The sequence below is a fragment of the Ruegeria meonggei genome, from assembly GCF_042768335.1.
Taxonomy (GTDB): Bacteria; Pseudomonadota; Alphaproteobacteria; order Rhodobacterales; family Rhodobacteraceae; genus Ruegeria; species Ruegeria meonggei.
The window spans coordinates 205,308-224,767 of record NZ_JAXHBT010000001.1; the positions used below are offsets into that span (position 1 = coordinate 205,308).

Consider the following 19,460-nt stretch of genomic DNA (forward strand, 5'->3'; position numbering starts at 1 on the left):
AGTGTGAAGGGGTACGGGGTAAGTGCATCCGAAAACGATAATAGATAGGCACGCGCAAAAATTCGTCGGAATTTTCTGATGAACCTAGACCAAAAGCTCTTAAAGCACATACTTCATGCCATTGAAGCGGCTGAGCCTAACAAATTACAAAACGTGCACGAAAGTTCAAAATAGTCGTGAGAAAGAGAAGTCTGGTACCGACGCTAGCGTTGTACTTGGGATTGTCGTGTACAGTACCAACAACAGGCCAAGCGGAAGACCTTTTGCAATCAGGTATTGAGAGAACCCAAAGTGGATTAGACCAGTTGGTCGGCGATGGCACTTTCGGTAGCGGTGACGAAGATATTTGCCTCAGTATATTGAGTAACTCAGCCTATCAGAGGCAAGAAGTCATGTTAGGCGCTGTCAAGGGCGAACTAAGCGACGTGATGGCGCGTATGCGGGTAGGCAATTTAACGGCTGCGGCTATCGAAGACAGAATGCTGTACTTTTACCTTCGGGACACCATTGAGGATAGGCGCGAAGTGCCTCCCTTGGAGAGGCTTTCGAACGAGGAAACCGAACGGCTATCGCTTGCATGTGCGCTAATCGTCAAGGGTATGTTGGAAGACAAATCCGCAGCAGTTGCGCTTGAGGCGCGCGGCAGAGCAGAGCAATGGGTTTTGTCGGAACTCATCGCAGCTTTCGAAGTACGATCCAGTCGATGACCAACACAATAGAGCACCTGTGTGTTGCGAGCGCGCTCATTACATTCAAAAGTTGTAGGCGCGTAAAGCTTATGGTCTGTTGGTTGGGAAGAGCACGCCCCTGATAAGTTCTCAGTTGTTGCGCAAACTACCAACCTTGGGCGGCCGGGCAACCCAATCCCGGACTGGATTGCAGAAAACACAGAAGTAGTGACGTCCATTGATCGGAAAGCGGCACGTCTTAATTCTCGCCGCCTTTTCTACATGCTAGACGGAGCCATGCGGGATGGTCCCGATCTGTGCATCAGTTAGGCAACTCTACTAGTGGCGAAGCGGTCAACGGCGTCTTTCAACTGAGCCAACGTGTAGCCTTCCCGGTTGTAGACCTCTTGCGTGACGCCTGATCGTACGTGGCCAACGATGCATTGCACGAAAGGCACGGGCACGTCTGCTTGGCTTAGTCTCGTCACTAGTGTGTGCCGTAGGCTATGGCCGTTACAGGTATTTGGAGACACCTGCAGCCAAGTCTCGGTTGAAACGCGCCGGGTACTGCCGGCAGGTGACAGGTCATAGTCGATCTTCTTGTAGACAGTTTTGTTCATGGAAATACCTCGATTTAAAGCTCAGCATCGGAAGACGATTGATGCAAACGGTTTGAAAGACTTGGGATGCCAACGGCTGCCAAACCGTTAAGAAAGTGACGCCGAAAGTTAGTTTTGCTCATCAGATCATGAACCTCTTGGCGTAAATCGCCTCGCGCTCTGAACTCGTTGCGCTTGAGCTCCAAGAACTCTTCATATCGTTCGGGATAGTTACCGTTTCGTTCAATGTAGTAGATCGTTTCGGCGTCAGCGAACTGGTCCTCAGGCACTGTTTCAACAATGCGCGCTATGATCTCAGCTTCCTTTTCGTGCCCTGCGAGTATTTTGGCGAAGTCGTCTTTGGAAAACCTGACGATACGCATTTCACTGGGTTCTCTTGGAGGATGCAGCTCTGCCCATTGCGCAAGGATGAACTCGGCATTTTCGCCCGTTAGGTAAACCAAGTTGGACTCGACACCGATGAGACCCGCAAGTGGTCGCGTTTCTTGTATCTTGTTCAAAGTTTTGCTGAACTGAGTGTTGCTCAGCCCGTATCGCGATTGGATTGCATCTTTGGCTTCAATGAACGCTTGAGAAGCCCATTCGCTTCTTTGGGGCAAGAGTTTTGTTATCTCGTTGAGGTCGCGGCGAGAACACTGCCTCGTCCAAGTCCCGGTGTACCATTCGCTACGTAGCTCGTACGCACGCGTCTTGAGCGTTCGCAGAACTGCCTGAAGTTGCTCAAGGCTTTCGGCAATCACAACGATGTTCGCGAGCGCTTTGTCTTCCATGCTTTGGCGGCCATCGCGGTTCTCGTGGTAGCGCAGTTCTTGTCCGTCATCGTCGACTTTCGACAAACTATCCACGTAAGGCTTCAGCAACTTGAGCGTCTCGCGAAAAAGCTCGTCGGCCACCCCTTGCTTTTCAAGGAATTGCAAATGCGAGGCAATGTCATGGTTCGTTGCATGACCCTCTGCCAGAATTCCTGCGCCAACGAATTCACCGATGACAAGTTTCAAGGTGAGTTCGATGGAATGGCGTGCGTTGTACAGGATGGGTAGAACAAGCGTGTCGATTTTGTCGTACATACCCTTTTCGAGCATTCCAGTCGCAAGCACTATCGCGGCCTCAATGTAGCCATCCGCGTAGTTTTCCTGATCGCCTTGACGGCCAATACAGGCGTTCCAGTTAGTGTCATACTTAAGGTCGAAGAACGGGTCCGTGACCGTCATTTGTCTTTTGGGCTCCAGAAGAGTGAAACAACCTTGTGGCGAATGAAAAAATCTAACCCCGAGCATTCGTGCTTGTGAGTAGAAGCGAATGTCAGAGGATTCTGCGACTCACCTTCGCAAGTGGTGACGTCGGGATTGCGGTCTGCCAATTCATCGCGCCACTTCGTCAGCATCGCCTTAGCATCTTGCGCGAAGCAATAGATCAGGACTTCGCCGTGGTCTTGCCCCGGATTACCAGTTGAGTATCTCGTGGAGAGTTGTTTGAAGCCTTTATCCAACCAAGCATACTTGTCATGCTTTTTTGCTTCCGCCATCCAAAGGAAGTCTTCTTTACCTTCCACCACAATGTCACAGTGTCCCCCAATGGACGGGTCATGTGATGCCTTTATCCCTGAACTGCTGAGCATATCGGAGACCTGCACTGTAAGGGCGTTTTCGTCGTCCTTTTGCTTCTTGTCTCTATGCTTGACCAGTTTGTTGCACGCAAAATCGACTGACTTTTGCACAGCTCTAACTCTGGATTCGTGGTTCTGCGCAAGCACAAAGTCGATTCCAGCCTCAAGCTCGGTGCCAGCTACAGTCGTTCGAAGCATTGCTAAAGATTCCAGTTCTGCAGTCATGACGCTGGGACCTCGAACAAATCGGTATCTAGTTCGAAAAACGGCACGACGTGCTTGGACGCGCCTGCGAAGTCTTCATGAGAAACGGGATGCAGAACCGTGTCGACATCCAGTGCGCGTTGGAATTCTTTTGGGCTGAGAAGGTGCCGCGCACCGCCTTCGTCAACAAACTCAGCAGACGCTCGGAAGATCGCGTATTTGGACTGAACTAAGATCGCAAGAGCGGCTATGACATCCTTGGAGAGCTCAGGCCGCCCCAACATCTCTAGGAGGCCGCTGACGCGCAGGCTCTGCCCCGGGGCAATTGCCCCACTATTGACGCAGTCGACGATCTGCAAGGCCGTCTGTGCGGCCTCAGTGCCCTCCCAGTGCTCTATGATCGCTGACTTGAGCTCAACCAACGTACGAACGCCCTTCTTTTCAGTCGTGTCGATGTCCAACGGGGGCAAGCTGTTTACGATCTTCATCGTCTCTAGGCTGACGGTGATGACGCGCTGGAAAAGCTCCAGCGGGTATTTCGGGTCGCCGACTGTCTCGTTCGCGTAATCGTTGGCGTCGTTGACGATCCCGCTCTTTTTGTCGGTCTTCACGACCTGCCGTTCCATCACCCATTCCAGCGCGGGTTTGCCGTTGACGACGTACTCGTAGGCCTCCAAGGGCACGTTCTGGAGCGTGATGTTCTCGTTGTAGATTACGGTCGTGAGGTCCTTTTCCTTGCCCTTGCCGCCCCACTTCCATTTGATGGTGTGCTTGACACGGTAGAAGGCGACCGGGTCGCTTTGCGCCTCTGGAATGAGGTCGTGCGTGCCCTCTTTGAACGTGATCATATACGGCTCAACGCTTTCGAAGTTCACATGCAGATCGCCCAGCGCGCGGCCTGCGTCGCGGAAGGCAGAGAAGTCTTCAAAGGTCTTGACCGCAGGGATGCGGGGTAGCTGCTTGGAAAGGTTGTTCTTATACCGCTCGCGATAGTCGGGCGAATGCAATAGGCCGTAGATGTAGTAGAACAGGTCTTCTTTGCTAATCTCCTGCTCCGGATAGGCGGCTTGGAAATCGGCTAGGCCTTCGTCTGTGATAGCGTCGCGACGGATGAAGCCGCTGTTCGCTTCACTAGATGAGAACAGACCGTCGCTGGGTGCGCTTTCTTCATAAAGGTACAGCGGGAAACACTGACCTTTTTCAATGGTGTCGACGCTGGGAATCATATCCCCCATGAGAACTGAGAAACCGGCTCGCGCGCCGATACCAGAGACTTGGATAAAAAAGTTAGTAAGATCGGTGTTGGGGAAAATGGACGGGAGTTGGTAAACTCTGTTGTTGAAGTTTCTGTTGAAATACGCCCATTGCTTAGTGAATGCGCGGTACAGGCTTGGGACAACTGAGGCCTCTTCAAAGGTAACCTTCCTTCCCCGTTTTACCCCGGTTCGTTCGGCTTCGTCCCAGCTTATCAACTTAGGGTCAGTATTAATGAAGTCCTTGACGTTTTTTGGCTTGTTGGTCTGCTCGGAATAACGCGTAACTTCTGAGTTATAAAACGCGATTGTTGCAGTCATTTGCTCGGTCAACTGCCGTTTTGAAAAGCCACACGCCCACGCATCTCGGTTGGTCTTCAACCCCGCAGAGTAATTGTCAAATATACCTCTCTCCGCTCCGCGCTTGGCACCCAGAACGGGATACTTGTCAAAGTTCTTATCAGTCTGGTCCAGCCAATCATTGCGTTCGTCCGGGTAGATGTTCTTCCAACCGACCGTCTTTAAAACACCGTCCACTGATTTTAGGTGTTTTATTAGGCTAAGTTTTTCATCGGTCCTAAGGTCTGGCCCTATGTCATGGAAGTGAATTCGACCCGGCCCGTTTTTGTTTGGGTTCTTAGCAAGTACGGATATCGCGATGCCGGTCATACTGCCAGAGCCAAAAACGTTTTGCCCTTCGCGAGCCGCTCCCTTCGACAGCATGTTTTTCCGAATGTCTCCACGTAAATGAAAAACAAACAGATCGCTAAAATCCTCCGTCAGACATTTACGCATACCATCAGCAAATGACCGTTCGATCCAAGCACTGCCAGACACGAACGCCATTACGCCCGCATCCCCAATCCGGTCGCTAGCCCAACGAATTGCGCGGACATAACTGTCATAAAGGGAGTTTTTAAGCGTCGCAGTTGAATGTGCGGCGTATGTATCACGTATTTGTGCATCGAGTTGCGGGTACACAATGTTGCCCGCATTGTCGTTGGCGCTTGTTTGCCCCGTTGAGTAAGGTGGGTTTCCAATGATCACCCTAATATCCAGCTCCTTCTGGCGTGTGCGGCGCTCTGAGTTGTCGGGCAGCAGTTCCGCGATCATGTCGCGTTCTTGCTCGTACATCTGGAAGGTATCGGTCAGCAGGATGCCCTTGAACGGCTCATAGGGCGCGTCCTTGTTCAGCTCCCCTTGTGCCAGCTCGTGATAGACCGTCTCTATGTTAATGGCGGCGATGTAATAGGCCAGCAGCACGATCTCGTTGGCGTGAATCTCGTGCTTGTATTTGTGCTCCAGCTCTTCGGGCGCGATCAGACCGGATTGCAGCAAGCGGGTGATGAAGGTGCCTGTCCCGGTGAAGGGGTCAAGGATGTGGACACCTTGAGACCCAAGCGTTTGCCCGAATTGAGCTTTCAGCACATCGTTCACCGAATGTAGGATGAAGTCGACCACTTCGACGGGGGTGTAGACGATGCCAAGTCGCTGGGTGAGGACGGGAAAGGCCCCTTTGAAGAAGCTGTCGTAGAGCTTCAGGATCAGCTCTTGCCGCCCGTTTGCCGTGACCACATTCTCCGCACGACGCTGGACGCTGGCGTAGAACTTTTCAAGGCTTTCGGATTCCTTGGAGAGATTGTGTTGGTGAAGCTGGTCCAGCACGATCTCCATCGCGCTGGAGACTGGGTTTTCCTTGGTGAAGTCGCTGCTTTTGAACAGGGCGTCGAAGACGGGTTTGGTGATGAGGTGCTGGGCGAGCATCTCAATTGCTTCGTCTTCGGTGATCTCAGGGTTCAGGTCGTCCTGTAGTTCTGCGAGAAAGGCGAGGAATGCGGTGCGCTCTTCTCCCTCTTGCGCGACGATTGTCTTGATGCGGGTGATGTGGGTCTGGGCGATCTCCGCGATGTCCTTGGCCCACTTGTCCCAGTATTCGCGGGTCCCGCATTTCTCGACGATCTTTGCCATGATGGCGCGGGTGAACTCGTCAAAGACGAAGGCCTGTTGCGCGTTAGCGTCATCCGTTCGGCGTGGCGCTGGGCCTTCTTTGCCGATCTCTGAACCGGGCTTGCTGCGCTTCTGTTTGTTGGTGTCGAAGTCGTCGACGACTGCCGTCAGCTCCCTCAGCTCGCTTTCTGACGAGATGCTGACGAGCTCGACCTTGTCGCTGATATCTTCACCCAACTCCGCTTGATTGATACGGGCGTCGAGACGCTCGTCATGTGCGCGGAGGGCATTGAGAATTTGCCAGACGACTTTGTAGCGCTCATTGTCGTTGAGGGCCTCTTCCGGCTTTGTATTGGGCGGAATGGCGACGGGCAAGATCACATAGCCCAGCTTCTTACCCTCAGAGCGCCGCATAACGCGGCCTACGGACTGCACAACGTCGATCTGGCTCTTGCGGGGGTGCATAAACATGATCGCGTCCAGAGCGGGCACGTCGACGCCCTCAGAGAGCACCTTAGCGTTGGTGAGGATTTGGCATGTGTTCTCGCCCGCGTCCGCCTTTAGCCAGTTCAGCATTTCCTCACGGGAGCTGGCGTTGTGGTTGCCGTCGATGTGCCGAACTTCGGTGCTAAGGTGGTGGTCATCGTCGATTAGTTCGTTGCCCACGTATTCGTCAACAACCTGCGTGAACTCGTCTTCGATGATCTCAGATTTTTTAATGCTTTGGCAGAAGGCCAGCGCACGTTTCATGGGGCGCGAGTCAAACTCCAAATCCTTCGCGAGGTCGCTTTTCGTCAGGGCCTTGTAGCACCCGATGATCTTGGTCGCGTCATCTAACGTCAGCTCTGGACCGTCCTTCAGGCGGTTCTGGATGGTCTGAGAGACCAACCCTTCATCAACGGCAAGGACCACCACTTTGTAGTCTGTCAGAAGCTGGTTCTCGACCGCCCAGCCAAAGCCCCGGTGGAACAGGTCTTTGCCGAATTTGTTTTCGTCATCCATAGATGCCAAGCGGGCTTCATAGTCATCAGCCTTGCGCTTCGCAGTGTCTGCGAAAATGCGCGGCGTGGCGGTCATGTAAAGGCGCTTCTTCGCCGCGACATAGGCGTTGTCATGGATGCGGACGAAGTTGCTATCGTCTTCGTCCTTGAGAGTAACGCCGGTTGTTCGGTGCGCCTCGTCACAGATAACCAGATCGAACACAGGTAAATCGTGGTTTTTCTGAGCGCGTGTGAGAACGTCAATCGAATGGTAAGTGGAGAAGACCACTGTCATCTGATCTGACGGTGCTGACAGGACCTGATTAGCAATTTTATGAGGGTCAGTGGTCGCAGGGAACGCTAGATCATGCACGTTTAGATCAAGGCTGTCTGCATCAGCTCTACGTCCTACCTTGGTATCAGAGCAGGCAGAAAAAGCCGTGAACTCTTCCTCACTGTCGTTTTTCCACTCCCTGACCGTTTGAGACATCAGTGCAAGCGAGGGGACCATGAACAGGACCCGCGTTCCCTTTCCGGCCAGAGTCTCGGCTATACGCAGCCCTGTGAACGTCTTGCCTGTCCCGCAAGCCATGATCAGTTTGCCGCGATCAGCGGTCTCTAGACCTGCCACGACTGCCCGGAGCGCGTCCCTTTGGTGGTCGCGGAGTTGTTTCTTCGGTGCAAGGCTGACAGTGCCTGTGCGGATGAACTGGGACCAATCAATCCGGCTTGCTTCAAGTTCGAGGACACTAATCCGGTTCCATGCTTTGGAGAGTTTATCCAGAGTTTCTTGCGCATTGCGACCTAGTTCTTTGTGAGTTGTGTCCGCAATGACCAGGCGCGTAAACAGATCATTGGACGCCGCAGAAATGAAGCTGTCGATATCCGATTTTTGAATACTTTGATTGGGCGCGTAGAATTTGCATTGGATGGCCGCGTAGCCGGACCCATCCGATAGAGTCCCAACAAGATCGATTCCGGTATCTGCGTTGCTCCAGCCTTGGGAAGTGGCCCAATCGGCAAACGTCTCAACCTTTGAGTAGTACTGGCGCTGCGTGTCGTCGTTTTCCAAGAAGACGCGTACAAGGCGCTCAAAGTAGTCGCCCTTCTCACGTTCTGTTCGTGCGGAAGATCGATACTCTTTCAAAATGTCATTAAGATGCACCTGTCGCTACCCCGTGCTAATAGTGTTGCTGTTTGGGGTCCTGTACCATCGCGCATGGATGGCATCGTAGTAATACCCAGCCATGATCGTAGGTCTGCCCGTATTCTTAGTTAATTGCACCTTAGGCGCATGATCGAATACACGGAACCCTCAACCGATGTGAAGTTCAATTCAAAGAAGATAGATTCGTAGCCGTGAACGCCCGCCCTTTTGACCCGCAATGGACGACAGACAGCCCGACGCTCAATACTTATCTAGATGAACTATGCTCAAACCTATCCGTCAGAAAGGAAGGTCAGCGTAAACGGAAGCATGAAGCTCAATCACGTTATGAGGCGTCCCTACGGTCCATCGTTCTTGACTTGTTTAGGGCACACCTTAGTGATCCGACACTTGAGGTCGGCATAGGGAAGGGTACCACGTCCCTACAGGCCTTAAACAAGTCCCGATACGGAGCCAGATTTATATCAGCGCGCACGTTCATTGACGCAATGAATGCACTACAGCATGCAGGGATGATGGCGCTGAGTAAACCGCATTGGCATGACCCGGAGAATAAGCGTAGTCGAGTGGCACGGTACATGGCGACACCTAACCTGTTACGCGACATAAGTCAGACAGGTGCTTCCTTCATAGACCTTCGCAGACACAAAAATGCAGAGGGCATACGTCTTAAGGACAGCAACAAAGTCCTCGTTGAGTACGGCGATATTGCCTTTACCACAGAAGCGCGCGACCGGTTGAAGGCCATCAACGAAATGCTCAGCTCACACTGGGCAGACTTGGCGCTGAGTGATGAACAATTTGCTGAAGAGGTGGTGCACATCAGAGGAACACGAGACGACGAGGCAACACAGTCCTTCGACTTCGCCGCGCGCACCGTGTACCGCGTTTTCAACAACAACGATTGGCAACAGGGCGGGCGCTTCTATGGTGCGTGGTGGATCAGTTGCCCAAGTAGGTTGAGGCCACACATCTTAATCGATGGCAAGCGCACAGTGGAAGTGGACTACTCAGGCTTGCATGCTGCTATGCTGTACGCGGAAGCAGGCTTAGACGTGCCTGACGATCCCTATGCGCGGTGTTTGTCTAGGACTGGCGACAAGGAGGAACGCCAACTGGTGAAACGTACTTTCAACGCGCTCCTGAACGCCGACAAGGTAAGTCGTGTGAGTGAGATTGAGGGCTACACATCAGACCTGACTGGGCGAGACTGGCCAGAGTTCAAGCAGTACATAGTAGCACAATACCCAGAGTTCTCTCAGCACTTCGGCTCAGGGGTGGGACTTAGGTTGCAGCGGAAGGACAGTGATCTGGCAGAGGCAGTCATGCTGCAGTTCGCAGCCATGGGTTATGCCTGCCTTCCCGTCCACGACAGCTTCATTGTCCACCATGGGCTGGAGCACGACTTGGCCAACTCAATGAACAGGGCATTCCTTGCAGAGTTCGGTGTAGAAGGAAAGGTCGGAGTGGAGGTGGGTGTTGGTGAAACAGTTGAAGGGAGTAGCACACCAGTTGATTTGGACATCGGTGATCTACTGCACCCAGCAGGCTATGAGGGAAGGTTGTCCAAGTTCTGGTCCAACAAGGGATACAGATAAGCTGCCCAGCGCCGTTTTTATCTTTTCTGTAAAAGACGTAGTAAGTGAATTGCTTGGCTATAGCACCGCCATATCATGGGCTAATAAATTATCTGGATATTAACCTGTTCGGTCACGCCTATGGCGCTACCTCATTACTAGTAACGATAAGGAGCGCCGGGGTTTGGTCAAACCTTGAAACGCCCAATGGCTTCGCCAAGCTGATCGAGTGTATAGCCCTCCCGCAGATACACTTGCTGTGTGACACCGGAGCGAGCGTGTCCCACAATGCACTGGATGATTGGCTCTGCCACGTTTGCCTGACCAAGTCGCGTCACGACCGTATGTCGCAGGCTGTGAAATACCAATCCGGGCTCCTTGAGGCCCAGCTTAGGTAGGAAACTTTCGTTGCACCAGCGCCCTAAGGCACGACCATAGCCGCCGTTGGCGTTGTAGTTGTAGTCGGGGAATAGCCGGGTGCCATTCCGGCGGCTGTCCACGAAGTCGAGAAAACCTAGGCGGATCAAATCTGGGTGTACCGGGACCTTCCGTCTCGCTGCTGTGGACTTCACGCTCTTATTGTCGTCGTCACCTTCGTCCGTGATGTTGAGGAACCAAGTGCCGTATTCCTGCTGCACATCCTTGATGTCGAGTTGACATATTTCATTCAGCCGGGCTCCAGTGAATATGCCAAGCAGCATCCCCCACTTGTGGCTGTCCTTACGCACCAGCCCGGACGGGTTTGTGGTGAGTTCGGTGTACAAAAGCCGGATTTGCTCAGGAGAGAAGGGTTTGCGCTGGCTCTTACTGTTTTTGTCTTTGGCCACCTTCATGCCATCGAAGAGGCTGTGCGGTGAATAACCGTGCCGCTCAGCCCAATCAAAAAACCCCTTGAACATTTGTATGTGGCTATTGATCGTTTTGGGGGCGATCTTCTTCTGACCCGGTAGCTTGATGACTTCTAACAACGGCATGTTTTTTAGTGCAGGCTTAGTGTTCCGACTGGACGGTAAGGCTTGCAGAACCTTTTTGACTTCGTTCGCATCCTGCTTGGTTATCGTGCCCAGCAACTTGTCCGGCCCGAAGTACTCAATAAGAATGTTCAAGTAAGCACGGTTCTGGCTTACTGTTTTTTCAGCCCACTGACGCGAATGCTCCACGATGAAATCATCAATTGCAGTACCTATTGGCGAAGAGGCGGGGAGCGCCTTTGCAGGCGGCGATACAGTAGCGGCTGGGGCGTCGTCATAAGAATATTGTTCAAGGCGCTCCACGGCCTCCAGAACGCGCCTGAGCATATCTCTGCGTCCCTTTCGCCACTCTCGGCGTAGGTACATCGCGTTATCGTCCCAGTCCTGTGTGCTTATGTCAGAGGCTTCGCAAAACGCATCGCTATCGAGATAGAGGTCAGACAGTAAATCCTCGCCCTCACCAGCGTTTTCATGGATTTCTATCTCTTGATGCATCCCACTGATGGCTTTCTCTGGAATGCCTTTGTCGTTCAGCCGTTCCAAATATTTGTCTAAGGACGCCTTGAAGTACCGATGCACCATTGATCGGATTTGGTCTTGTCGTAGTCGGGGCACGTTTGTTTGATCCGGTATTAGTCGACCGCAAGATGCAAGAAAGCGCGCCAGATCACCAGCCCTATGCGGGCAGCGAGTGCGCAGCGATATTCTTACAGATGTTCGCTTTTGCTCATAAGACGGAGGGATAGGCCAGCGGAAGTAATAAATACCGTGTCTTGAGAGGCTTAGGTAGGATGACTGCATCATTGTAGGTGTGTCCCACTTTGCGTCACACCCGAGCACCACAGGGCTAAGTCAATGATTTAGAATAAAATGGAGGCGAGTACCGGAATCGAACCGGTGTACACGGATTTGCAATCCGCTGCGTCACCACTCCGCCAACTCGCCTTTTCAAGTAAAATCAAATACTTGCCGTGGTGTGACAGGCGTTTTAGCACCTTTCGTTAGGGGCGTCCAGTAGGTCGGCTGCAAAAAGCGGTTGTCGGCTTGTATCGATCGGATTTGCGCCCCTCAAAGTTCCGGCAGTCTGAGGAAACTTTCGCTGCCAGGGCCGTTGCCGGTATCGTCGGAATATGGCACAAGCCAATCAACCTTGGGATAAGAACGAGCGATCAAATGACAGATTTCGCAACCCGGCGCCGCACGATGGTGGACACGCAGATCCGACCCTCTGATGTCACCAAATTTCCCATCATCGACGCGATGCTGGCCGTCAAGCGTGAGAATTTTGTTCCCGACGGGCAACGCGAAGCCGCTTATGCCGAAGGGGTGATCGAGCTTGGCGACGGACGCTGCATGTTAGAGCCGCGGACTCTGGCCAAGATTCTGGACGCGCTGAACATCTCCAATGACGAGGTTGTTTTGGACATCGCTCCGGCCCTTGGATACTCGACCGCTGTGGCTGCGCGCATGGCACAGCTGGTGGTTGCGGTAGAGGAAGACGAAGGCCTGGCCGCCGAGGCGCAGACGATTCTGATGGAGGCGGATGCCGACAATGCAATCGTGCACACAGGTCCGTTGGAGCAAGGGGCGACCGAACATGGACCTTATGATGTCATCATGATTCAGGGCGGAGTAGAACAGGTGCCGGATGCTCTCATCGCTCAGTTGAAAGATCACGGACGTATCGCCTGTCTTTTCGTGGAAGGGCGGCTTGGCACGGTTCGGATCGGACACAAAACCGGTGGCCGGGTGACTTGGCGTCACGCGTTCAATGCTAATGCACCGATTTTGAAGGAATTTTCCGCAGAGTGTGCATTTTCGCTATAATTGCACCCTGTATTTTTCTGCCGCCTTGATTAGTTGAAAACAAACGCGCAAACTGTTCGCAGGGCAGCGTAATTTTGGTTTGAGAAGGATTTTGTTATGCGTTTACGGACGGGGGCGAATCTGATTAAGGCCGTTGCATTGACAGCGGGTATAGCGCTCAGTGCATTTCCAGGGCGTGCGGTTTGGGCCGACAACCTGACCGATGCGTTTATCGGAGCATATAATACTAGCGGATTGCTGGAACAAAACCGTGCCCTGTTGCGTGCGGCGGATGAAGATGTTGCGATTGCCTTGTCGGCGTTGAGACCAATCATAAACTGGACAGCGCGGATCAGTCAGAGTCACAACCGACCCACCGTAAGTGGCGTCGCTACTTTGAATCAGCCATCTGATTTTTTTACTGGGCTCACGTTGAGCCAACTGGTCTACGACGGCGGCTTTTCGGTATTGGGCAAACAATCTGCGCAAGAAACGGTTTTGGCCACGCGGCAGACGTTGCTTGATATTGAACAGCAGGTCCTGTTCCGAGGGCTGGGTGCATATCTGGGCGTTTTGCTGCAAGAGGAAACCGTACAGATTCGGATGAACAACGTAGAGGTGTCGGCAGAAGAACTCCGGGCGTCACAGGACCGTTTCGATGTGGGCGAGGTGACCCGCACTGACGTAGCACTGTCACAAGCGCAGCTGGCAAGCTCGCAAGCGGATCTGGCGGTTGCACGCGGTAACCTGAGCATTGCGCAGGCGGAATATGTCAACGCCGTAGGCAAGGCGCCCGGGCGTACAGCCGGTCAGCCGCGTCTGCCGAACCTGCCGCGATCCGAGAGTGAGGCCGTTGGCCTCGCGCAGCGCAATCACCCCGCTATTCAGTCAGCACAGCACCAGGTGCGAGCGCTGGACTTGGTCGTGCAACAGCAGCGTGCCAATCTGGGACCGAATGTCGGCCTGAGCGCTGATGCGGGCATCACCGAAAGCTATGATAACGATGACAGTCTAGAGGATGCATCGGTTTCGCTGACGTTCACCCAGCCGATCTATGCCGGTGGTCGACTGGCCGCCAGCGTCCGCCGGGCCATGGCAACGCGGGACGCGTCTCGTGCCAACTTGCTGAACGTGCAAAAGAACATCACCCAAGGGGTCGCAGACGCTTATGCAGCCTTTCAGGCGGCTTCGGCCAGCCTTCGGGCATCGACCGAACGGGTTCGCGCCTCGCAGGTTGCGTTTGACGGTATCCGGGAAGAAGCAACCTTGGGCGCGCGGACCACTCTGGACGTGCTGAACGCGCAGCAGGATTTGCTGGATGCGCAATTGGCCGAGGTTGCATCGCGAACGGAACGGTCGCGGGCGGCGTATCAGTTGCTGCAGGCGCAGGGTTTGCTGACGGCTGAGCGTCTTGGTCTTGCGGTTCAGATCTATGATCCGACCCTGTACTACAATTTGGTCAAGAAAGCGCCAGCACAGGTCAGCAGACAAAGCAAAGACCTGGATCGCGTGCTCAAAGCGTTGCGGCGCGACTAAGAACCAATACTACCTGTTGTGAGGAACGGCTTGTTTGGCTACACTCATCCCCAAGGATAGAGCGGTAGAGAACAATGACGGAAAAAGTCTTAAACGCAGGAATCGAGGACGTATTGTCCTCGATTAAACGTCTGGTTAGCGAAGAAGACCGGAAAGTTCCGGGCCTGATGGGATCTTCTATGAGTCGCAAGCCCGGCAGGCTGGTTCTGACGGATGCATTGCGGGTCAGCGACTCCGCCGATGAGACCAAGCCCGAGCAGCAGAAATCCGCGTACAAAGCCGAAGATTCGGTCAAGCCGATGCTTCTGCGGGCATGTGACATCGTCAAACATGCCGAGCCCGCGCCCGAGCAGCAAACAAAGACCGAAGTGGATGGCGCACTGGTCGATAGCCTTAGCTTCAAGATCGAAGCGTTGGAGGCCGCAATTGCCCGGACAGAGGATCAGTGGGAACCCGATGGCGATAGTGATGATGCCTATTCCGGTACCCCGACCAAATCGCTGAACTGGAACGCCGAAGATGAGTTTGTCGAGGCCCAGAACGCCAAGGCAGCAATAACCGAAGCCAAGCAGCCCAAGTCTTCTACAACTGCAACCTTTATCCGGGACCGAGAATCCTCGGCCGCAGCGCCCGTTCAGGTTAGCGAGGCCGTGGAACCGCAGATCTCTCTGTCCATGGATGAGGATGCTTTGCGCGCGTTGATCGCCGAGGTGGTTCGAGAAGAGCTGCAAGGCGTATTGGGTGAGCGCATCACCCGCAATGTCCGTAAAATGGTACGGCGCGAGATCTACCGGGCTCTCGCAGAACAAAAAGCAGACTAACTGCTAAGGCCTTTTCGGCGGCGTGGCTGCTGCCAGAATGCGATCCAAATCCATATGCTGTTCCAGATGGTCGGCCAGCGCATCCAGCGTGTCTTCAACTCCGTCCTCATAGGCCAGATTTGATGCGGTCCCAAGCTGTTCCAGATAGCTGGAGCGGAATGCGTCGGACGAAAAGATACCGTGCAGATAACTGCCGCGGATGCGGCCCGTACTGTTCGCGGCACCCTCGGGTCGGCCTTCGATTTCCAGCCAGGCGCGGCTGCAATCCGGGCCTTCTGTCCGGCCCATATGGATTTCATAACCTGTGACGGGCTCGTTGGCTGGAACGGTGTGTGCGGTACGTAAAGTGACCTGCTTTTCGCCTGCCATAACAGTGTCCACCTCCAGCAGCCCTAGTCCGTCGACAGTGCCTGGACGACCATCAACGCCATCCGGATCCGCGATGGTTCTTCCCAGCATCTGGTAGCCGCCGCACAGGCCCAATACATGCCCACCGCGCCGCACATGCGCGTAAAGGTCGATATCCCAACCTTGCGTCCTGAAGTAAGCTAGGTCACCGATGGTGGATTTGCTGCCAGGCAGCAGCACAAGGTCCGCGTCACCAGGCAGAGGGCGGCCTGCGGGCACGATCTCGACCGTCACGCCAGGCTCAGCCGAGAGGGGGTCGAGGTCGTCGAAATTGGCCATCCGTTCCAGTTGCGGCACGATAACTTTGCAGGCACCCCCGCTGTGGGACCGAATGTCCATCATGTCTTCGGCAGGCAGCTTCCAGGCGTCCTGGAACCACGGCACAACCCCCATACAGGGCCAGCCCGTGCGCGCGGCGATGTCATCACGGCCGTCGTCGAACAGCGATACATCGCCTTTGAATCGGTTTACGGCAAAGCCCTTGACCGTCGCCAGATCAACATCATCAAGCACCGCTTGCGTGCCTACGATCTGTGCGATGACCCCACCGCGGTGTATATCGCCAACCAGCACCACAGGAACCCCGGCGGCACAGGCGAAACCCATATTGGCAATGTCGCCCTGACGCAGGTTTGTTTCGGCCGGGCTGCCGGCACCTTCGATCAGTACCAGATCGGCGTCTTCACAAAGCCGGTCAAAGCTTTCCAACGCGGCACCCAACAGCTTGGATTTGTCCTTGCGGTAATCGCCCGCTTTCATCGTACCTGCACGCTGACCCTGAACGATGATCTGAGCGCCGGTGTCAGTCTCAGGTTTCAACAGAATGGGATTCATATCCGTATGCGTCGGCCGCTTGGCAGCCAGCGCCTGCAGCGCCTGCGCGCGCCCGATCTCGCCGCCGTTTTCCGTCACGGCAGCGTTGTTCGACATGTTCTGCGGTTTGAATGGGGCCACCCTCAGACCGCGGCGCGTAAAGGCGCGCGCCAGTCCGGCGACCAAAACCGATTTTCCGACATTGCTGCCGGTGCCCTGAATCATGATGGCGCGAACCATGGCCGTCTCCTATACGATAGGGCGCAGATGACCTGATTTGAGGCAAAAGGAAAAGCCCCCGATGAACACACCTGCCCATCTTTTGCTTGGGGCTGCCGCGTTTGCGCGCCCGGCACGAGGGCGCATCCTGTGGGCGACGGTGCTGGGGTCGTTGTTACCTGACCTGTCGCTTTATGTGCTGGCGGGCGTATCGCTTTATGTGTTGGGGATTCCGGCGCAGGTTGTGTTTAACCAACTCTATTTCTCGGAAGCCTGGCAGACGGTCTTTGCCATCGACAACTCGATCATCCTTTGGGGGGTGGCATTGGTCGTCGGGGTCTGGCGCGGATGGCAGGTGCTGACAGTGGCGGCGTCAGCAGGATTGCTGCATCTGGCTATGGATTTTCTGCTGCATGCAGGCGACGGGCGTCCGCAGTTCTGGCCGATCACGGATTGGGTGTTTCACAGCCCTGTCAGCTATTGGGACAGTGCGCATCATGCACTTTGGGTCGCTCCGGCATCGCTTGCGGTTTGCGCGGGCGCATTTGCCGTGCTGTGGCAGCGGGGGCTCACAGTGTCCGGCAAACTGTTCTTTGCCGCGCTTCTGGCGGCAGAGCTTTGGGTTGCGCGCCAGTGGTTCTTGTTCTTTTGAGAGGTCCAAAAGAAAAACGCGCCCCGGGTTAGGGTGCGCGCTTTTTCTTTCAGAAATCGCCGTGGATCAGGCGGCTTCAGCCTGCTGAGCGGCATTGCGGCGCTCGCTTTCTTCACGCGACAGCGCAACCGAGGTGCGCACGCCACGGCCAACGAACTCCATCAGTCCGCCGACAACCCGTTCGTTGGGGTCGATGCCAGCACAGGACAACACCTCGCGACCATCGCGCGAGCGGGCCCAGCGGGCGATTTGTTCGGGACCATTGCCGTATTTTTTGTCATCGGCGATAGCATCATCAAGTGCAGCCAAGACAACGGCTGCGAATAGTTTGCGTGCACGATTGCCTTGCTCGTTGTTAAAGGCAGTGCCGTCAACGAAATCTCTCATCTCGTCTTCCTTGTTGTTCTTGCTCTTGCATTTTCGGCGTGACGGTTCTTATGACCTATTGAACGCGATTCGGATACACTTTAAATGCATAGCTACGTTGCGTCAGTCGCATAGCTCGCTGCGCGTGCAGCACTAGGTGTCGTTGTCTTGTCAGGTATGGTCCCGCCAGATATAGGGGCGGGAACTGATGCATCAACCGTTTGTGAAGGATTTATGTCATGCCCAAGATAAATGGGAATGAAATTCGCCCCGGCAATGTGCTTGAACATAATAGCGGGCTGTGGGCGGCTGTTAAGGTGGATCACGTAAAGCCCGGTAAAGGCGGTGCTTTTGCGCAGGTTGAACTGCGCAATCTGCGCAACGGTTCTAAGCTGAACGAGCGATTCCGGTCCGCGGACAAGGTCGAACGTGTGCGCCTTGAGCAGAAAGATCAGCAATTCCTGTACGAATCTGACGGCATGTTGGTGTTCATGGATACCGAGACCTACGAGCAGATCGAACTGCCCGCAGACCTGCTTGGAGAGCGCCGACCGTTTCTGCAGGACGGCATGACCATCCTCGTCGAGTTCTATGAAAGCGAAGCGCTTAACGCCACGTTACCCCAGAAAGTGACCTGCAAGATCGTCGAGACAGAGCCGGTGGTCAAAGGTCAGACTGCTGCGAACTCGTTCAAACCGGCGGTTCTGGACAATGGCGTCAAGGTCATGGTGCCGCCGTTTGTTGGTCAGGATGAGATGATCATCGTGAATACCGAAACCATGGATTACTCCGAACGCGCCTGATCCTGCGCTTCTGGGCTCATTTGGAAAACCGCGCGGTCAGCCCGTGCGGTTTTTTATTTTAGCCTGTTGATGCGGCGATAGCGCTCGGGGTTGGGACCAAACAGTTCCAACATCAGTTCGTATTTGATGCGGTTGGCACTGACCTGTCGATAGAAGGCGATCAAAAAGGCCGTGGGCCCCTGGATACGGCTGAGACCGCTAGTGGCGGCCACCACGGTGCCGACATCGGTTCTGCCCTGCAGGACCAGCCAGCCGCCCAGCATCAGAATGCCGACTGTACCCGCGCCGTTGATCACACTCAGCATGAACTTGGCGGACAGTTTCCACAGAAACATCCGGCGGCGGGTCTCAAATATATCATCAAACTGAGTTTCGATATCGCGCGCCACGGCATTGATATCTTCGGCCGTCAGCCTGTCGGTGGCGCTACGCAGAATGCGAACACGCTCGGCCACAAAGACATTCACTTTGCGCTGCGACATCAGCACGATGATGATTTGCGGAACGATCATGGAAAAGGCGATCAGGCCCAGCCCAGGCTGGGTCGATGAGATATAGCCGATCACACTGATCAGCGTGCCAATCTGCACCACAGGATCCGAAAAAGCACCCCCGGCGAATTTGCCCAGCTCTTCCGCTTCGGCCGAGATGGCGGTGGTCATTGTGCCCTTGCGCACCGTTTCCCCCGTTTCGCCCAAATCCGCCGACCGCACCAGCAGGCGTTGCCGGATCAGCCGGATCATGTCCTCGCCCAGTGTGCCCGCCCGGAAGCCCAGCACCCATTTCAGCGCGAGGCTCAGAAGGATGACGGCCAGCATTCCTGCACCCAGCAGGATCAGCCGCTCGGTACCCGCATCGCCCGAGGTGAGGTGGTTAATGATATCGCGCTGAAACTCCAGCGGGACCGCCGCCAGCCCTGCGATGGCAATCGACAGGATAATCAGGATGATCTGTCGCCCGGCACTGGCGCGCCAGATCGCTTTGTAGAGCTTAAGCATATATCCACCCGGTTCCTTGAGGTGCGGTCAGTGTGGCAGCGACC

At 54.6% G+C, this 19,460-nt stretch carries 15 protein-coding genes and 1 tRNA gene; 7 read left to right on the top strand and 9 right to left on the bottom strand.

The features are described from left to right. Window positions 1-392 precede the first annotated feature (392 nt). Window positions 393-707: a hypothetical protein gene (locus tag SJY13_RS01020; protein ID WP_377186587.1), complete on the top strand. Its 315-nt coding sequence runs from the start codon at window positions 393-395 to the stop codon at window positions 705-707. A 287-nt stretch (window positions 708-994) separates the two neighbouring features. On the opposite strand, the gene SJY13_RS01025 is transcribed toward SJY13_RS01020, so the two are convergent. The 4 genes from SJY13_RS01025 to SJY13_RS01040 are packed head-to-tail and all read right to left on the bottom strand — an operon-like array spanning window position 995 to window position 8,443. After that, window positions 995-1,288 carry a tyrosine-type recombinase/integrase gene (locus tag SJY13_RS01025; protein ID WP_377186590.1) on the bottom strand — a complete coding sequence of 98 codons (294 nt, stop codon included), beginning with the start codon at window positions 1,286-1,288 and terminating at the stop codon, window positions 995-997. Between the two features lie 14 nt (window positions 1,289-1,302). Next, window positions 1,303-2,499, bottom strand: a complete 1,197-nt coding sequence (locus SJY13_RS01030) for a hypothetical protein (RefSeq protein ID WP_377186593.1) — start codon at window positions 2,497-2,499, stop codon at window positions 1,303-1,305. Then, window positions 2,496-3,119, bottom strand: coding sequence for a hypothetical protein (locus SJY13_RS01035; RefSeq protein WP_377186596.1), 624 nt, complete (start codon window positions 3,117-3,119; stop codon window positions 2,496-2,498). The genes SJY13_RS01030 and SJY13_RS01035 overlap by 4 nt, the downstream gene beginning before the upstream one ends. Next, window positions 3,116-8,443, bottom strand: coding sequence for a DEAD/DEAH box helicase (locus tag SJY13_RS01040; RefSeq protein ID WP_377186598.1), 5,328 nt, complete (start codon window positions 8,441-8,443; stop codon window positions 3,116-3,118). The genes SJY13_RS01035 and SJY13_RS01040 overlap by 4 nt, the downstream gene beginning before the upstream one ends. 491 nt (window positions 8,444-8,934) lie before the next feature. On the opposite strand from SJY13_RS01040, the gene SJY13_RS01045 reads away from it, so the two are divergent. Next, window positions 8,935-10,044 (top strand): hypothetical protein, encoded by a 1,110-nt coding sequence (locus SJY13_RS01045; RefSeq protein WP_377186601.1) that lies wholly within the window; start codon window positions 8,935-8,937, stop codon window positions 10,042-10,044. Window positions 10,045-10,211: 167 nt separating this feature from the next. On the opposite strand, the gene SJY13_RS01050 is transcribed toward SJY13_RS01045, so the two are convergent. Together SJY13_RS01050 and SJY13_RS01055 are read right to left on the bottom strand one after the other, a co-directional pair. Then, entirely contained in the window at window positions 10,212-11,537 is a 1,326-nt protein-coding gene (locus SJY13_RS01050) for an integrase (protein WP_377186604.1), read from the bottom strand. A gap of 328 nt (window positions 11,538-11,865) precedes the next feature. Then, window positions 11,866-11,939 (bottom strand) — tRNA-Cys (locus SJY13_RS01055). A 228-nt stretch (window positions 11,940-12,167) separates the two neighbouring features. On the opposite strand from SJY13_RS01055, the gene SJY13_RS01060 reads away from it, so the two are divergent. The 3 genes from SJY13_RS01060 (at window position 12,168) to SJY13_RS01070 (ending at window position 15,157) form a co-directional block, all read left to right on the top strand. Continuing rightward, complete coding sequence (locus SJY13_RS01060) at window positions 12,168-12,821, top strand: protein-L-isoaspartate O-methyltransferase family protein (protein ID WP_377186606.1); 654 nt, start codon at window positions 12,168-12,170, stop codon at window positions 12,819-12,821. 96 nt (window positions 12,822-12,917) lie between these two features. Continuing rightward, window positions 12,918-14,336: a TolC family outer membrane protein gene (locus tag SJY13_RS01065; protein ID WP_377186609.1), complete on the top strand. Its 1,419-nt coding sequence runs from the start codon at window positions 12,918-12,920 to the stop codon at window positions 14,334-14,336. 74 nt (window positions 14,337-14,410) lie between these two features. Beyond that, window positions 14,411-15,157 (top strand): hypothetical protein, encoded by a 747-nt coding sequence (locus SJY13_RS01070; protein WP_377186612.1) that lies wholly within the window; start codon window positions 14,411-14,413, stop codon window positions 15,155-15,157. 3 nt (window positions 15,158-15,160) lie between these two features. Here the strand turns inward: SJY13_RS01070 and SJY13_RS01075 are convergent, their stop codons facing one another. Beyond that, on the bottom strand, window positions 15,161-16,618 hold the full coding sequence (locus SJY13_RS01075; RefSeq protein ID WP_377186615.1) for a cobyric acid synthase: 1,458 nt from the start codon (window positions 16,616-16,618) through the stop codon (window positions 15,161-15,163). 61 nt (window positions 16,619-16,679) lie between these two features. Here SJY13_RS01075 and SJY13_RS01080 point away from each other — a divergent pair, with 61 nt between their 5' ends. After that, the gene (locus tag SJY13_RS01080) at window positions 16,680-17,249 is read left to right on the top strand and encodes a cobalamin biosynthesis protein CobQ (RefSeq protein ID WP_377186618.1); all 570 of its coding nucleotides are present in this window, start codon (window positions 16,680-16,682) and stop codon (window positions 17,247-17,249) included. A gap of 66 nt (window positions 17,250-17,315) precedes the next feature. Here the strand turns inward: SJY13_RS01080 and SJY13_RS01085 are convergent, their stop codons facing one another. Next, on the bottom strand, window positions 17,316-17,636 hold the full coding sequence (locus SJY13_RS01085) for a DUF6280 family protein (RefSeq protein WP_008757056.1): 321 nt from the start codon (window positions 17,634-17,636) through the stop codon (window positions 17,316-17,318). A 218-nt stretch (window positions 17,637-17,854) separates the two neighbouring features. On the opposite strand from SJY13_RS01085, the gene efp reads away from it, so the two are divergent. Then, window positions 17,855-18,418 (top strand): elongation factor P, encoded by a 564-nt coding sequence (gene efp / locus SJY13_RS01090; protein ID WP_377186622.1) that lies wholly within the window; start codon window positions 17,855-17,857, stop codon window positions 18,416-18,418. Between the two features lie 53 nt (window positions 18,419-18,471). Here the strand turns inward: efp and SJY13_RS01095 are convergent, their stop codons facing one another. Beyond that, window positions 18,472-19,416 carry an ABC transporter transmembrane domain-containing protein gene (locus SJY13_RS01095; RefSeq protein ID WP_377186625.1) on the bottom strand — a complete coding sequence of 315 codons (945 nt, stop codon included), beginning with the start codon at window positions 19,414-19,416 and terminating at the stop codon, window positions 18,472-18,474. Between the last annotated feature and the right edge of the window lie 44 nt (window positions 19,417-19,460).

Excerpts from the sequence above, each read along its gene's own strand:
- SJY13_RS01095 (WP_377186625.1), bottom strand. The coding sequence starts at position 19,416 with ATGCTTAAGCTCTACAAAGCGATCTGGCGCGCCAGTGCCGGGCGACAG.
- SJY13_RS01085 (WP_008757056.1), bottom strand. The coding sequence starts at position 17,636 with ATGAGAGATTTCGTTGACGGCACTGCCTTTAACAACGAGCAAGGCAAT.
- efp (WP_377186622.1), top strand. The coding sequence starts at position 17,855 with ATGCCCAAGATAAATGGGAATGAAATTCGCCCCGGCAATGTGCTTGAA.
- SJY13_RS01045 (WP_377186601.1), top strand. The coding sequence starts at position 8,935 with ATGAATGCACTACAGCATGCAGGGATGATGGCGCTGAGTAAACCGCAT.
- SJY13_RS01065 (WP_377186609.1), top strand. The coding sequence starts at position 12,918 with ATGCGTTTACGGACGGGGGCGAATCTGATTAAGGCCGTTGCATTGACA.
- SJY13_RS01035 (WP_377186596.1), bottom strand. The coding sequence starts at position 3,119 with ATGACTGCAGAACTGGAATCTTTAGCAATGCTTCGAACGACTGTAGCT.
- SJY13_RS01080 (WP_377186618.1), top strand. The coding sequence starts at position 16,680 with ATGAACACACCTGCCCATCTTTTGCTTGGGGCTGCCGCGTTTGCGCGC.
- SJY13_RS01030 (WP_377186593.1), bottom strand. The coding sequence starts at position 2,499 with ATGACGGTCACGGACCCGTTCTTCGACCTTAAGTATGACACTAACTGG.
- SJY13_RS01060 (WP_377186606.1), top strand. The coding sequence starts at position 12,168 with ATGACAGATTTCGCAACCCGGCGCCGCACGATGGTGGACACGCAGATC.
- SJY13_RS01070 (WP_377186612.1), top strand. The coding sequence starts at position 14,411 with ATGACGGAAAAAGTCTTAAACGCAGGAATCGAGGACGTATTGTCCTCG.
- SJY13_RS01075 (WP_377186615.1), bottom strand. The coding sequence starts at position 16,618 with ATGGTTCGCGCCATCATGATTCAGGGCACCGGCAGCAATGTCGGAAAA.
- SJY13_RS01020 (WP_377186587.1), top strand. The coding sequence starts at position 393 with ATGTTAGGCGCTGTCAAGGGCGAACTAAGCGACGTGATGGCGCGTATG.
- SJY13_RS01025 (WP_377186590.1), bottom strand. The coding sequence starts at position 1,288 with ATGAACAAAACTGTCTACAAGAAGATCGACTATGACCTGTCACCTGCC.